This is a genomic window from Acinetobacter sp. YH12126 (assembly GCF_013418745.1).
Classification (GTDB): domain Bacteria; phylum Pseudomonadota; class Gammaproteobacteria; order Pseudomonadales; family Moraxellaceae; genus Acinetobacter; species Acinetobacter amyesii.
The window spans coordinates 25,973-41,567 of sequence record NZ_VPBM01000014.1; the positions used below are offsets into that span (position 1 = coordinate 25,973).

A 15,595-nucleotide genomic window follows, 5' to 3' on the forward strand; every position below is an offset into this window, starting at 1 on the left:
CGCTATGTCGAAACATTTTATCCTGATGGTTGAAGACCATTATGAACTGGCCTCTACCCTATGCGAGTTTCTGGAAGAACATGGCTTTGTGGTCGATCATGCCCGCAATCTGAGTGCTGCTAGACAATTACTGAAACAGCAACGCTACCATATCTTGCTACTAGACATTAATTTGCCTGATGGTTCTGGTTATGAATTGTGCGAGTGGTTACGCAATGAAGAGGGGTTGGACTTACCTGTCTTGATGCTTACCGCTCGGGATACCTTGGATGATAAACTCAAAGGCTTCAATTCCGGCACGGATGATTATCTGGTCAAGCCCTTTGACTTTAACGAGCTGGTGGTTCGGGTCAAGGCCCTGATCAAACGCTCCCTGGGTGAAGTATCCAACAGTCGTCTGCAAATTCATGACCTAATTTTGGACCCCGCAACACAGCAGCTAACTCGAGCTGGCCAGAACATTGAATTGCCTCCAATTCAGTTTAAACTTTTGAAGCTACTGATGCGTCACTCTCCTAAAGTACTGACCAAACAGGAAATTATGATGGAGCTTTGGGGTGACGAAGAGCCAGAAAGTGATGCTCTGCGCAGTCATATCTATAATTTACGCAAAATGGTCGATAAACCCTTTGAACAAAAGCTGATTCACACCATATCTGGGATTGGTTTAAAGATTGCTTTCGAAGATGAAGCCTAATTTAGGTACACAACGACAATCAGTCCAGTGGTCATTGCCAGGTCAACATTCTGATGGGTGACAATATAATATTGCCTGTCAAACAGCTCCACACGCCAACCTAGCTGTTTGCATAGCTTTTGCACCAATTGCAATCCAATGCCATGCCCTTTGATTTCCAGTTGTAGCTGCTGGCCAGACAGTTCCTGAACCTTAGAATTGTTAGGTAAAGGCATGCCGACCCCATTGTCAGCAATCAGCACTTTATTTTTTTCCAGAATCACATCAATTTCTGTGCCCTGTGAATAGTTCAGTGCATTGCGCAGAATATTACCAAACACCATTTTGGTCATGGATGGATAAAGTTTACGCGGCTGTTCATCGAGGTCTTTTTGCAGGTCAATCTGCATGCCTTTGTTATGACTGACACTCTCTAGATCCTGCACCAGATTGTCCAGACATTCTGAAAGCATGGTCGGTTCAGCAGTTAAAGTATTGGTGGTATTGCGGGCAATAGCCAGCAAGGTATCGACCAGCAGCTGCATGTCTTCAATGGTGTTATGCAGGCGGGTAAAGGACTTGTTGTCGCCATAGCGTGCCTGACACAGCTGCACATTGCCTTTTAAAATGGTCAGTGGCGTGCGGAGCTCATGGCTGACATCTCCGGTAAATTCACGCTCACGCTGAATAAATTCGCTTAATACCTGATGATATTTTTCCAGCGCCTGCTTGAGGTATTCAGCTTCCAGATTGGAGTCGGTGCGGATGTCCTGAAAAGGCGAAGCCTGATTTTTCTGATGTTCCCAGTCAATATGCTCCAGCGCATTAGCAAGACGGGTAATCGGGGAAAAATAACGTCGGGCCCGACGGTTCCACCACCACAATACGCTATACAGTACGAACAGGCTGACCATCAGCGGTGCCAGACCAAACAGCCAGACCAGCTTGTTGACGTTGCTTTCGCCAAACACCAGCAGCACATGCTGTCCGTCTTTTTCACCATACACGGTCATGCGCTCCTTGCCATCGACAAAATGCCGGTTCACCCCTTGCTCAAGCTGCATGTGGCGAAATTGGACTGGCGGCACATCGCTCCAGCGGTAACCATACAGGTTTTTGGTGTCGGGCAGTTCAGCAGCCGGATTACGTTCCAGCCGCTGCCAGTAGTGTGACATTTCCTGTTCTAGCGCAGTTCTGAGCAGGGAGCCCTTGATTACCCAAGCACTACAGCCAATCCCGATCACCACAGACAGGGCAATGAATCCGATTTGCAGCCAGTAATAACGGTTAAACACCTCACCCAGAGGATGATCGTGTTTGTCCCTGAACAGCTTTAACATTGGTGCATTCCCCGCTGGCCCATCCGATTCGCCATTCAATTATACGATTTTCTTTTTAAACAGAAAGTGACCGATCACCCACTCGCGTCCATGCTCATAACCGAACAGCTCGGCACAGGCCATAAAGAAAATCCGCCAGCGTTGCCACCAGATGACTGCATCTGCACCATAGGTCTGTTCAAACAGGGGCTGCAGCTCGACCTGTTTCCGGTCCATGTTCTCCAGCCAGGCATTTGCGGTGCGTTCATACTGCGTGCCGGCCCATTGCCAGTGCTGCTCTAATTGCAAATGCTGCTGGAAATGCAGAAAGGTCGAAGCTGCCGGCATCAGTCCGCCACTAAAGAAATATCTCGACATCCAGTCGAATTCATTTTTCACTTCAAACGGATAATGCAGGAAACGGTGACAGAAAATATGGCACCAGAGCAGACCATCCGCTTTCAGCCAGCTGCTGATATTTTCAAACAGTTTCTGGTAATTACGTACGTGTTCAAACATTTCCACCGAAACCACGCGGTCAAAGGACGCGGGTTCCAGTTGCAGCACATTGACGTCGCAGGTGATCACCGTCAGGTTCTGCAGTTTTTTCAGACGCGCCTGTTCCTGAATATACTGGCGCTGGGTCGAGGAATTCGACACCACCGTGATACGGGCCTTGGGATAATGCTCGGCCATATACAGACTCAAAGATCCCCAGCCACAGCCAATTTCCAGAATATCCTGTCCATCTTTTAACTGTGCACGCTGGCAATAGCTGGCCAGTGCCGCTTCTTCCGCCTGATCCAGCGTGGTATGAGTATGTTCAAACAGGCTGGCACTGTATTTCAGACGCTTGCCCAGTACTGCCTGGAAAAATTCGGTGGGCAGTTCATAGTGCTGTTCATTGGCCTTGTCGGTCTCGATGGCAATCTCGCTGTTTTTCAGCATATGCAGCACATCCATATAGCGCCGGGCTGCCAGTGCCGGGTCAAAGCGTCCTTCCTGTGCCAGACGTTTTTTGCTTAGGCTGCGAATGCCGGCGCGAATGACCGAATCGGGCAGCTTGCCGCTTTCGACCAGTTTTAAAGATTGTTGAATCATAAAGTCCATGTATTTACCTACTGTTTGGGTGGCCACGGAATAAACATTGAAGTTCGTCGTTGATAGTCTTTATAGTTGTCGCCGCGATGTGCCAGCGCCTGTTGTTCACTAAAGGGAATCCCGGTGATGTAGTACAGAAACAGCCACATCAGCATTGGATAAATCCATAATTCATAGCATCCTGCTGCCAGACCGAGCACTGGATAAGCAAACCAATGCAGCCATTCAAAAAAATAATTCGGATGGCGCGAATATTTCCACAAACCCTGATCCATGGTTTTACCTTGATTCTGTGGATCTAGCTTAAAACAGTAAAGTTGCTGATCGGCAGTGCTTTCGCCTATCAAAGCGGATAGCATGATCATGCCCGCCACAATCACAGTGACCAAAGTCCAGTCATTCCATTGCTCGGTCGAGATACTTAACAGCTTCAGCATTGGGTAAGAAAACAGTAGAGCCAATCCTGCCTGAAATATAAAAAACACCAGAAAACCAAAATGCTGATACTCCCCCATCGCTCGGCGCATGTTGGCATAACGCGTGTCTTCTTGGGTTTCACTGGCATAGCGCCGTAACAGATGCCAAGTCAGCCGTGAAAACCAGATCCCACTCGCCAGTCCCAGAAATAAGCGAACCAACATCGGTGCGCTGTCAATCGCCCAAGCGGCAATAATCACATTGAGGGCAATACTGAAACTCCAAGCGACATCGACCAGCCCTGCTCTACGGTTATAGGTCACCAACACCCAGCTACAGAGCATGATAAAGACATTCAGCATCAGTAAGTTCAGCAGCATTTCGGCCCTCCTGCTTTATCTTGGCTTAGTAGGCACTGGCTTCGAACAGCAGATGTACATCACTGATCACGCCTTCGCGGAAGCCACCTTCGCAATAACACAGATAAAAATCCCACATGCGGATAAAACGCTCATCAAAGCCAAGCTCAAGTACCTGATCATGCTGCTGCAAGAAACGCTGACGCCAACACTTCAGGGTTTGTGCATAGCTTTGACCAATATCTTCCAGATGTTTGAGACGAAGTTTTTGCTCAGAAGCGGTCTGGGTCATGACACTGATACAGGGAATAAAACTGCCTGGGAAAATATAGCGCTTGATATAGTCCACGGTATTCAGGGCTTTGGCATAGCGTGCATCTTCAATGGTGATGGCCTGAATCAGGGCCAGACCATTCGGTTTCAGCAGCTCACGGCATTTCTGGAAATAGGTGGATAAATACTGCTCACCTACGGCTTCGATCATTTCAATCGACACCAGCTTGTCGTATTTGCCTTCCAGTAAACGGTAATCTTTCAGCTGCACAGTCACGCGATGTGACAGTCCGGCTGCAGCGACCCGAGCCACGGCTTCATCATACTGTGCTCTGGAAATGGTGATGGTGGTGACTTTGCAGCCATACTGCTGCGCGGCATAAATGGCAAAACCGCCCCAGCCGCTGCCAATTTCGACCAAATGATCCATCGGTTTGAGTTGCAGTTTCTGGCAGATCAGCTCTTTTTTATAATCCGAAGCCTGTTCCAGGCTCATGCCCGGCTCTTTAAACACCGCACTGGAATACATCATGCTGTAATCCAGGAACAGCTTGAAAAAGTCATTACTCAGGTCATAATGCTCGGCAATATTTTTGCGGCTGCCATCAATCGAATTCTTGCGCGATTTATACCAGACCTTTAACAGTAACTGGCTGGCTTTGGCCACTGCATTCTGATTCATCAGATCCAGCACATCGCGGTTACGTGCCAAAATGCGGATCACATCGACCAGATCTTCACTGCTCCAGTAGCCACGGATAAAACCTTCGGCAGCACCCAGTACACCATTACGGAACAGTAGATCCATCAGACGGACATCATGCACCTGTATCACCGCCTGTAAATCGCTATTTTCCCCGACAGCCCCGTTCCAGACACCTTTAAAAATCAGCTGACCATGGCGTAATTTCAGCAGGTGGCGCAGTACCACCGGCAGTGTGCTTTGCTCTCCCATGAATAGTGTTTTCATCGCAATGTGTTTCCTTTTTCTTTTTTAGGATGTCGGTAAAACGGAATTTTCTTTTTCCATAAACGAAAGGCGTGCAGATAAATTCCGCTGACCATCCTGAAGGGTTCAAGAACTTTCAGTACAGCATAGCGATGCTGCTGTGAAGGAACCGTGATGGCCTGCAAGGAAAATTTCAGGGTGGCATCGAATTGCAAGATTCCCTGCTCAAACAGCTGCATATGAATCACGTTCTGCCGATCCGAAAAGCTGAAGCGCCAGCGATAATCCAGCCCCATCGGCATGAACGGCGACACATGAAAGGCCTTTTTAAAGTCAAACTGGTGACTCTGGTACGGCGCATGTTCGTCTGCATTGTTCCGGCAGTCGTGAATGTAGACCTGTCGTTCATTCCACGGTGTGTTGGTGATTTCACTCAGCACAAAGAGCAACTGGTCGGTGGCACCAAAGACCAGATAAAACACTACGGAATTGAAACGGAAACCCAGTGTGCGCGGCAAGGCCAGCACCCGGATGGAAGCGGCATGCGGTAACAGATAGTTTTCCCGCTTGATTAGCAGGCGTGCAACTTTCTGCCGGATTGAACCACATTCCATGCTCAGAAAATCGCGCTCATCCAGGGTCAGAAAATTCCAGCGGCTGGAAGACCAGAGCCAGGATTTACCGGTAAAGGTCGCGAGCTGATCCGGATCAAACCATAGATAGGTTAGCTGGGTCTCAAAAGCATGGGCTTTGGGCAAATAACGTCGGTGCCGGATTTCGGCAGAGGCAATCGCCAGTGGATACATCTGCATCATGTGCTCCTAGGCGGCCTGTTCGGCCTGTTTCAATAGCTGATCGACTACCCATGATGCGCTACGCGCCCCATCCTCATGAAAGCCCCAGCCCCAGTAAGCACCACAGTATGAAGTGCGGTTCTGGCTATTGATCTCGGCCCAGCGTTGTTGGGCTTCAATTGCGGGGGCATCAAACACCGGATGACGGTAATGCCGTTCGACCCAGACCTTTTTCGGATCCAAGGCAAAGTTAGGATTCAGGGTGGCAAAGACCTGAGTCTTGCATTGCAGGTTTTGCAACTGGTTCATCCAGTAACTGAAACCATAGTGCATACCGCTGTGCTGGAATGGCGTCTGTTCAGCTGCCTGACTCGGGGTGACATGCACATGCCAGCTGGCCCATTGACGACGGGATTTGGGCATGATGCGGGTATCAGAATGCACCACCATACGGTTAGCCTGATAGCGGAACTTGCCCAGCACGTCCAGCTCCTGCGCTGTCGGATCTTTAAGTAGTTTCAGGCTGTCGTCAGCATGACTGGCAAAGATTACCCAGTCAAAACGCTCACTGCCCTGTGCTGTTTCAACCAGTACACCATTGGAACTACGGGATACATGAAGCACACCCGTTTTGCGGAAGATAATATTCGTCTGGGACTGAATCGCACGAACGTAGCGAGCCGATCCACCCTTGACCGTGAGCCATAACGGCCGGTCTTTCAGTTGCAACATGCGATGGTGCTGGAAAAAGCTCACCACAAATTTATAGGGAATCTGTCCGGCCTGTTCCACCGGACAGGACCACAGCGCTCCACACATCGGATAGAGATGTTCCTGACGGAAGGCATCGCTATAACCATGTTGATTTAAATACTCATCAATACTGAGCTGTGCATCGACCTGTTCCACATCCAGATCTTTATTGGCCGCATAGAAACGGAACAAATCCGACAACATCGCGCGAAAATCTGCATTAAAAAAGTTTTGAGGTCGGAACAATAACGAGAATTTTTTTGAAGGATTGTACTGTAAGCCACTGACCTGATTATTCACCGAAAAGCTCATGTCACTGCTTTGCGATTGAATCCCAAGTTCTTTTAGCATCGAGCAGAACAGCGGATAGTTATGCTCATTAAAGACAATAAAGCCACTGTCCACCGCAACCTGTTCACCATCGATATTCAGCTGATGGGTATCGGTATGACCACCAAAGTAGTTATTCTTTTCAAAGACTATGACTTCATGCGCTTTGCTGAGTTTCCAGGCAGCGTACAGACCGGAAATACCTGAACCAATAATTGCAATTTTCATGGTGATTCCTTTGAATGAATAGTCGGAGTGCCGGTCTTGGCAGCTTTTTTCTGTTTTCGAGCCCGGGCAATTTTACTGACATCATAGACACGTGCGGGAATGGGCTTGAGTCCCCAGACCAGCCCGAACAAAGACATGAGTTTCAGCAGGTAATAGGTCACATCAATCTGCCACCAGTAAAAACCCTGCCGTGTACTGCCGGCATAATAATGGTGATTGTTGTGCCAGCCTTCGCCCAAGGTAATGATGGACAGAAATAAGTTGTTGCGGCTGTGATCTTCAGTGTCAAAATCCCGGCTGCCATAATGATGCGCCAATGAGTTAATACACAAAGTGGCATGGAGCAGCAACACAGTGGAGACCACAAACCCCCAGACCAGCAATTGCAGGCCGGAGGTACCGAGTTGCGGCCAGGTCATAGCCAACCACTCCCCTAGCGCATAAATACCGCCCGCGGTCAGCAGCACCACAATTAAACTGAAACGGTCCAGCCAGATCAGTTCCGGATATTTCAGCCAATCTCTAATGACTTCTTTACGCGTGGCAAAGTTATATTCGTTTAAAAACCAGCCAACGTGGCTGTACCAAAAACCATGTGTTGAGGAGTGTGGATCTTGTAGTGTATCGGTATAGCGGTGGTGATAACGGTGATGGGCCGCCCACCATAGCGGACCACGCTGTGCACTCATAGTTCCAATTAACACAAACAGGAATTGCACCGGACGCGAAGTCTGAAAAGTTTTATGTGACAGATAGCGATGAAAAAAGGCCGTAATGGAAAACATACGGATTAGGTAGAATGCGAGCATGAAACCCAGTGCAAACCACGATACCTCCACCCAGAATACTGCCAGACAGGCCAGATGCAGTAGAATAAAGGGTAAAATTCTGAACCACTGAATTTTACTATTTTCAGCAGTCAGGGTTTTGGGCGCTGTGGGTGTAGACCAGCTGTCTATCCATCGAATTAGACTTTTCAACATGGACTCATCCTAATTTTAAGCGACTGTCTTTATTCTGTTTGATGAGTGTAATCAGCCAGATATGAATTTTATGTGAAGTGAAAAAAAGCCGAACTGTAAGAGTCTAGGCAGTTCGGCCAAAGGGTAGCAGATTAATGCGGTAATTTGATTAACTTTGTGATGTCGTAACCATAGTGTTTCGCAGTCTCCAGATACGACTGGTAGGTGGCTTCATCCAGTTGCGGTTCACGTGACAAAATCCACAGGTATTTACTGCTTGGTCCACCTACTAGCGCCACTTTATATTCCGGGTCAACTCTTAACACCCAATAATGACCTTTGGTAAAAGGCATCCAGCGCAAACCTTGCGGCAAAAAGCTGACCTTGAGTTTGCTGTTCTCTTCATTTTGTGGATAGGCAATACCTTCGGAGCTGATCATCTCTCCACTGGCAATACGGCAGCTATTTAATACCCCCATAGTCTGGTTAGCATTGACGCTATATTGTGCAGTGATATTGGATACACACTTACGCTGAAAATACATCGGTAGATGCGCAATTTCATACCACTTGCCCGCATACCGTTGGATATCTACCTGATCGACTGCCTGAGGTGGAACCGTTTCAGCTTGCGTAGTAAAGCTTAAGCTGATTATCGCCAGCGTTGTCGCTGCCAAAACAGACTTGAATAGCATCTTCATTTTTTAGCCTTGTTTGATTTTAGGCTTAAGATAACTCAACAGCATGTGAACAAAGCGTGAAGACGAAATGATGTGATTCAGGAGGCGTGCTGCTAAAAAAGTCCTAGACTGGTTTCCGGGTTAAAGCCATTCTTTGCTGTCATCTGCCACAGGGGTACCATGCATCACATGCTGAATCATGGCATAGGCAATACTGCCCTTGAACGGAATTTCGGGTAACTGATCAAATTTGAAAAACTGCGCATCGCTCAGTTCATTTTACTGAATTTGAATGTCCCCTGTATGATATTCTGCCTTGAAGGCCATCATCAGATTGCTGGGAAACGGCCACGGCTGGCTGGCTAGATATTGAATATTTTTGATTTGTAGCCCCACTTCTTCCATCGTCTCACGGCGTACCGCCTCCTCCAGGGTTTCGCCCACTTCGACAAATCCGGCAATCAGGCTGTACATCTGGGTTTTGTTGCGGGCATTTTTTGCCAACAGAATTTCATCTGTACCCCGAGTAATGATGGTAATCACACAAGGATTTACCCGCGGATACTGGTTATAGCCACAGGATGGACAGAGCATGGCATAATGGCTGGCGTGCTGCTGGGTGGCGTGAGCGCACTTACTGCAAAAGCGGTGATTACGGCGCCATTCTAGCAACTGTACCGCACGGCTGGCCTGTTCAAACTGCGGTCTGCTCCAGACTTGCACCAGTTGCCGGATCGGAACCAATTGATAACCTTTAGGCACTGGTTCGTCTTCTTTAAGATCACGTGCAATGATCTTGCCATTTTCCGAGAGGTCTAGATCATGCTGCAATCTTGCTACCTGTGGCAACTGAAAATGCTCATCCACTAGTAATTGTTGCTGTCTAAAAATATATGCATTTTGAATGCATGCTCATGACATCCACTGATTAAAAAAAATCCCATACATAGGAGTGTATGGGACAAAACTAAGGAAGCTTACATGGAGTAACTTCTAAGCAGATACTAGGTGCAAGCTGCCTGAATTACAACCATAATAATTTGTATCTTTTTGATTAAAATCACATAATTTTCACACCACCTATGCATTAAGGAATGATGTAATGTGAATTTCATCAATGGGCTGTAGCATTACAGAGATGGACAGTCTTTTATTGCAGCAATCATGATTCCTGTGCAATGCCAGCTGATCATCTGGTCGAGTTGAATTGATTCAACATGCGCGTTGATCTTTATTTTCACAAAAAATTGAACTGTTCGGCTTTACACTGCGCTCTCTTTCACTGGTTCTGAGATAGGTATGCGTTTCGGTTTAATTCTAGGTGACCAGCTTCATCATCAGCTTGCTACGCTCAAAGCGCTGGACCGTACCCAGGATGTGATCCTGATGGCCGAAGTGGTTGAGGAAGCCACGTATGTCGCGCATCATCCGCAGAAAATTGCCCTGATTTTTAGCGCCATGCGTCATTTTGCCAAAGAGCTCAAGGCCGAGGGCTGGCGTGTACGTTATCATGCTTTTCAGTCCGGCAGTCCGATTCGCAGCCTGCTGGATTTTGTGCAGGGACAGCAACAGCTGTTCCCTGTCACAGAACTAGTCATGACCCAATGCGGAGAATACCGCTTGCAGCAGCAGATTGAACAGCACTGGAGCCAGCAGCTGCAACTGTCGGTACAGTGCCTGAATGATGAGCGTTTTTTCTGCAATCCGGAGCAGTTCCGGTACTGGGCCAGCCGTTACCAGACGCTGCGCATGGAATATTTTTATCGGGAAATGCGCAAGCAGACCGGCTACTTGATGCAGGGACAGCAGCCGCTTGGACAACAGTGGAACTATGACAGTGCCAATCGCAAGGCCTGGTCAGGCAGTCCGCCATTGCCTCCAGCACTTCATTTTGAACGGGATCAGATTGATCTGGATGTACTGGAACTGGTTGAACGCGAGTTTTCCCATCACTCTGGCAGTCTTGCCGATTTTCACTGGGCCACCACGCGCAGCAATGCCCTGCTTGCATTGGAGCATTTCATTGCCCACAGTTTGCCGCATTTTGGCGAGTATCAGGATGCCATGGTTCAGGGTGTAGATATGGTGTTTCACAGCCTTCTCTCGCCTTATCTGAACTGCGGCTTGCTGCTGCCAAGAGAAGTCTGTGATGCGGCAGAAGCGGCCTACTGTGCCGGTCATGCACCACTGAATGCGGTGGAGGGTTTTATCAGGCAGATCCTTGGCTGGCGCGAATATGTGCGTGGAATTTACTGGCTGTACATGCCGGAGTATGCCGGCCGCAATGCGCTGCAGTACTCAACACCGTTGCCACAATTTTACTGGACTGGCCACACCCAGATGAACTGTATGGCTGAGTGTTTCCGTAATACCTTTCAGCATGCCTATGCACATCATATTCAGCGTTTGATGGTGACTGGCAATTTTGCCTTATTAACTGGTTTACACCCTCAGCAGATCAGCGAGTGGTATCTGGCAGTCTATGCCGACGCCTATGAATGGGTAGAACTACCGAACACACTGGGCATGGTAATGCATGCCGATGGCGGCTTGATGGCCAGCAAACCCTATGCGGCTTCGGGCAATTACATACATAAGATGTCGGATTACTGCAAACACTGTAGCTACAATGTCAAAACCCGTACCGAGCCAGACAGCTGTCCGTTCAACAGCCTGTACTGGTATTTCATGATCCGGCATGAAGCGATATTCCGTACCCATCCACGTATGGGCATGATCTATCGGCAGCTGGACAAACTGAAAGATCGGCAGCAGATCATCAGCCATGCCCAGCAGCTTCTTAGCCGGATCAATGAGTTATAAACGATGAAAAAACAGCATCTCCCTGAAAAAATATGTATTCACTGCTTGCGCCCTTTTACTTGGCGCAAAAAATGGCACCGTTGCTGGGAGAAAGTACGATACTGTTCTGAACGATGTAAACGTGTGTCCAGACGTTTATCAAAATAAAACACTTAGAAACGCCTGTATTGGCGTGAACAATAGGCACGTATCACATCAGGTGAACGCAGCTGCAGATGTTTGGTTTTTCGGCCAGTCACGCGTGCACGCCACATTTTAAAGCTACTGTGTTTCAAATTTTGCCGCATCAAGCGAATCACCGCCGCTTCATTTAAACCATACTCACATAAAATAGCTTCAAAAGGAGTTCGATCTTCCCAAGCCATTTCTATAATTCTGGATAAGTCCTCTTCAGAAAATTGATTCATACCATTCTCGTTTTTAATCATCACGAAGCGTGAATAAGCTTTATCGACTTTAATCTGACTAAAAGAATAACAATACAATCATGAATTTTTTGTGATTTTTCTGTAGTTTAGGGACTCAGCACGAATAAAAGGGCTAGTTAAACTAGCCCTGTTAAGTCTTAGTTACCTCTATAAGTCGAATATCCATAAGGACTTAAAAGGGCTTTGTATTTCAAATCTTTGTGCAACAAAGCCGTTTTACCTTCCAAACTTTTGTCCAACTAAGCTATTTATAAAAATAAAAAAAGTCCAAGATAAAAAATCACATCTTGGACCAAGGAGTATTCATAATACTATTATCAACAATTCATATGTAATAATTTTTCAAGCCACTTTAAAGTAGGATATTTATCTTTTCACATTTTTTTAATTCAACTAAAATTTCATCATTAATAAAAATATTCTTTTCAGAAAATTTATTTTTATTAACTTCAGGAAAATAGTAATCATTTATAAAATAGGTCTGCTAGGTACCTATTGATTCATATTTAAATATAATCTTTTTGATTAAAAGCAATTCTATTGCATTAACAATCTTAGACTCAGATATTTTCAACTCAAATTCAATTCCCTTTAACGACATTTTTATACTTCTCTTATGCTGATTAGCCATAAGTACAAGCAATAAAAAAACACTCAGAAGAGTAATGGAATCTTTCATAGTAAGATCACAGTAATTTAATTGAAATTTACAATCCTTAAAAATTAAACAATTTAATTTAGAGAATTTTGAAATTTTGTTTTTCATACAGCTACATCTAGGATCAAGCACTAAATATGCTTGACCCTAATTAAATGGATTATTTTTTAATACCAGTAATTTCTACAGTCACTCGTCTATCTGGTTGTAAACACGAATGTAATTCATCCTTTGCTTTAACTGAAAAACATCCATCAGTTAATGGTGAATTTTCGCCCATACTTGAATAACTAATAATTTGGTTAGGTATCCCATGCTTGCTTAGATATTCCCGAACAGTATTTGCGCGAGCTAAACCAAGCTGCGCGTTGTAAGATTCACTTCCTAATCTATCCGTATGACCAACAAGATGAATTTTACTAACACTTGAATAAACAGTATTGATTTTTGAAGCCAAACTATTTAGCTCAATGCGTCCTTTTGGTAATAAATCTTTTTGTGTTGAACCATCAAATTTAAATAATGCATCTGCACTTAAATTTAAAATTTCAGTTTTTGGCTCTTGAATTTGCTGAATAATTGTATTTGTATTCGATGGATACATAAAATTATTACAATCTTCGCCTTTCCAAGATAAACGTTCCGCTAAATAATCTTTATCAAAATCAATTCTTAGCTGACAACGCTTATAATTTTGTGTATTAGGAATTCTAATATCTAAAACATAATTCCATTTTTTAACAAAAAATACACTTTCATTAAATTGAGGATTTCCTAATAAGTGGCGAAATTGATCTTTTGTTAAACCAATGTCTAAACGACTTACATCATCATATTCATAACGTTTAACTTGTTCTAAATAACTTTCCTTTATTTCAGGAAAATCAACTTCATCAGAAACTTCAATTTGTTCGATTGCTTTCCCTTGACTAGCAAAAAAAACTAAAGAACTTAAAAATAAATACTTAAATGACAATTTCATAATAACAATCTCTATATATTTGTGATCATAAGTTGCAGAGAATATGCCCTGCATATCCTCTGCTTTTTGATAGACATTTAATTAGTCAATCACACCACTAATACCAATACGGAAGCTTGGATCGCCTTGAGAGGCTGCAGCTATACCACTTGTTAATGACCATCGACCATTGTCAGCAGTTTTTCGTAGTGTCACACCAACTGCATTTTCACCGCCATGATGTGCAGCAGCTGCTGCGTATGTCCATTTACCAGCAACGTATGGAGCTGTTTCTAAAGACATTGCTGCAGCAATACCAGCCATCGCACGTTTTTCCACATCATCAATACGTTTATTAGTTGTATAGAATGATTGTTGTAATTGATCACCTAAGTTCGTAATCTTCTGATCCAATTGATTATCTCTTTGATCTAACGCATCAAGAGCATCACCAACATTGTGCTGAGTCCCACCCCCAACGTTATAAGTAGGACCGGTATTGGTTTCATAATTTGCTCCACCACCTAAATAGTTATAGATATTGGTATTACTTGCATGTAATTGGGAACCATTAATAGCATCTTGAGATGTTGAAGTAATTGCTCCATCCGCCACATTAGTGACTTTATTACCACCTGCATTAATGCCAGCTTGGTCAATTACTACATTACCAACTGCAACTTTATCTGCAGCAACTGTACCCGAAGTAACCGAATCAAAAGTTACATCCTTCTTAGTTGAAACTTCATAGTTAGTACTACCATCTTTATTTGGAGTAGCTTTAACTGTAATGTTTTCACCTTCAGTCACAGTAGATTTAGCTGCTGCAGCGGCTTGAGCTGCATTTTGTGCAACTTGTTTTAACTGATCTTCTGTCGCAGCTTGGCCTGAAGTAATATTGTCTGGATTCCATGTTGTATTGGTTAAACCATTTACGGTACCAGCATCACCATTTACAGTAACTTGACCTGCCGTGATGGTTCCTGTTGATCCATCAATTTTTACATCACCAACTTCAATCGTTCCTGCGTTACCATCAATAGATACAGCGTTATTACCTGAACCCACTTTAATTTGATCGCTCAAACCAACTGTAATGTCATTACCATTGTTGCTAACAGTCACACCACTAGCAGAATCACCTTTAATATTAACGGTATCCCCTGGTTTCACAGTACTTGCTGCTGATGTACCTGAATCTGTAGCAACTATCCAACCTTGATTAGCATTTGCTGCTTGATCATTAATATACTTAATTGCATCATCAATATTTGATTGACCAGTTCCACCAATGTTAGTCCAGTTGATTTGGTTATTAACATATGTCGCATTACCACCAAACAAGTTCGTGATATTGTCACCCAAGGCATAAAGCTGACTGCCATTCACAGCATCTGTGGAATCTTCCGCAATTTCACCATCGGCAACCTCAGTAACTTTTTTACCGCCTGCATTAATACCATCTTTAGTAATGCTCGGACCGCCAGCAATCTCTAGGCCATTAGTTGTAATTGATGTATCACCTACAGTAACTTTAGTGAAATCAACTTCATCTTCTGTTGCAACCGTATAGATCTTTTGACCATCAGCACCAATCACTGAGCTAACAGAAATATTTTTGCCTTCAGTTACCTCTGTTTTTGCTGAAGCTGTTTTACCGTCAACGTAGGTCTTATTGGTAATGTGATCGCCGTTAGTGATCGGACCGGTATATGTCGCACCGCCGTTATTCACTGTGAAGCTATCACCCAACTTAGTTTCACCAGTGGCATACAGGTTAGTCGTATTCACTTGATTGAAAGTAACATCCTGAGCAGTCGATACCTTGATCGCACCTGTACCATCATCTTCAAGTACGATGTTGTCGCCCGTCACAAAGTTAAC

14 protein-coding genes and 1 pseudogene are annotated in these 15,595 nt (G+C 45.1%); 3 read left to right on the plus strand and 12 right to left on the minus strand.

The genetic code is table 11. The annotated features are described in order from the left end of the window. Positions 1–4: 4 nt before the first annotated feature. A complete protein-coding gene (locus tag FTU62_RS11385) occupies positions 5–697 on the plus strand; it encodes a response regulator transcription factor (protein WP_078194299.1) in 693 nt (230 codons plus the stop codon). Here the strand turns inward: FTU62_RS11385 and FTU62_RS11390 are convergent. From FTU62_RS11390 to nudC, 9 genes and pseudogenes are all read right to left on the minus strand, one after another. Next, entirely contained in the window at positions 694–2,016 is a 1,323-nt protein-coding gene (locus tag FTU62_RS11390; RefSeq protein ID WP_078194346.1) for a HAMP domain-containing sensor histidine kinase, read from the minus strand. The genes FTU62_RS11385 and FTU62_RS11390 overlap by 4 nt on opposite strands. A gap of 39 nt (positions 2,017–2,055) precedes the next feature. Continuing rightward, a complete protein-coding gene (locus FTU62_RS11395; RefSeq protein ID WP_180102707.1) occupies positions 2,056–3,105 on the minus strand; it encodes a cyclopropane-fatty-acyl-phospholipid synthase family protein in 1,050 nt (349 codons plus the stop codon). Positions 3,106–3,113: 8 nt separating this feature from the next. Further along, positions 3,114–3,893, minus strand: a complete 780-nt coding sequence (locus tag FTU62_RS11400) for a DUF1295 domain-containing protein (protein ID WP_180102708.1) — start codon at positions 3,891–3,893, stop codon at positions 3,114–3,116. A 25-nt stretch (positions 3,894–3,918) separates the two neighbouring features. Further along, positions 3,919–5,115 (minus strand): cyclopropane-fatty-acyl-phospholipid synthase family protein, encoded by a 1,197-nt coding sequence (locus FTU62_RS11405; RefSeq protein WP_180102709.1) that lies wholly within the window; start codon positions 5,113–5,115, stop codon positions 3,919–3,921. After that, positions 5,112–5,906, minus strand: a complete 795-nt coding sequence (locus FTU62_RS11410; RefSeq protein WP_180024909.1) for a DUF1365 domain-containing protein — start codon at positions 5,904–5,906, stop codon at positions 5,112–5,114. The genes FTU62_RS11405 and FTU62_RS11410 overlap by 4 nt, the downstream gene beginning before the upstream one ends. 9 nt (positions 5,907–5,915) lie before the next feature. Beyond that, positions 5,916–7,199, minus strand: a complete 1,284-nt coding sequence (locus FTU62_RS11415) for an NAD(P)/FAD-dependent oxidoreductase (RefSeq protein WP_180102710.1) — start codon at positions 7,197–7,199, stop codon at positions 5,916–5,918. Continuing rightward, positions 7,196–8,182, minus strand: a complete 987-nt coding sequence (locus FTU62_RS11420) for an acyl-CoA desaturase (protein WP_180102711.1) — start codon at positions 8,180–8,182, stop codon at positions 7,196–7,198. Before FTU62_RS11420 ends, FTU62_RS11415 begins: the two co-directional genes overlap by 4 nt. A 131-nt stretch (positions 8,183–8,313) precedes the next feature. Further along, positions 8,314–8,862 (minus strand): lipocalin family protein, encoded by a 549-nt coding sequence (locus FTU62_RS11425; protein ID WP_180102712.1) that lies wholly within the window; start codon positions 8,860–8,862, stop codon positions 8,314–8,316. Between the two features lie 120 nt (positions 8,863–8,982). Next, positions 8,983–9,751, minus strand: a pseudogene (nudC, locus tag FTU62_RS11430) (NAD(+) diphosphatase). 389 nt (positions 9,752–10,140) lie between these two features. On the opposite strand from nudC, the gene FTU62_RS11435 reads away from it, so the two are divergent. Continuing rightward, positions 10,141–11,664 (plus strand): cryptochrome/photolyase family protein, encoded by a 1,524-nt coding sequence (locus FTU62_RS11435; protein ID WP_180102713.1) that lies wholly within the window; start codon positions 10,141–10,143, stop codon positions 11,662–11,664. 3 nt (positions 11,665–11,667) lie between these two features. Next, the gene (locus tag FTU62_RS11440; RefSeq protein WP_180102714.1) at positions 11,668–11,811 is read left to right on the plus strand and encodes a DUF2256 domain-containing protein; all 144 of its coding nucleotides are present in this window, start codon (positions 11,668–11,670) and stop codon (positions 11,809–11,811) included. A 5-nt stretch (positions 11,812–11,816) separates the two neighbouring features. Here FTU62_RS11440 and FTU62_RS11445 read toward each other — a convergent pair whose 3' ends face one another. From FTU62_RS11445 to FTU62_RS11455, 3 genes are all read right to left on the minus strand, one after another. Further along, positions 11,817–12,071, minus strand: a complete 255-nt coding sequence (locus FTU62_RS11445; RefSeq protein ID WP_180102715.1) for a TIGR03643 family protein — start codon at positions 12,069–12,071, stop codon at positions 11,817–11,819. 839 nt (positions 12,072–12,910) lie between these two features. Further along, positions 12,911–13,786, minus strand: coding sequence for an OmpA family protein (locus FTU62_RS11450; RefSeq protein ID WP_257223187.1), 876 nt, complete (start codon positions 13,784–13,786; stop codon positions 12,911–12,913). A 27-nt stretch (positions 13,787–13,813) separates the two neighbouring features. Beyond that, a partial coding sequence (locus FTU62_RS11455; protein ID WP_180102716.1) for a YadA-like family protein occupies positions 13,814–15,595 on the minus strand: 1,782 nt, incomplete at its 5' end.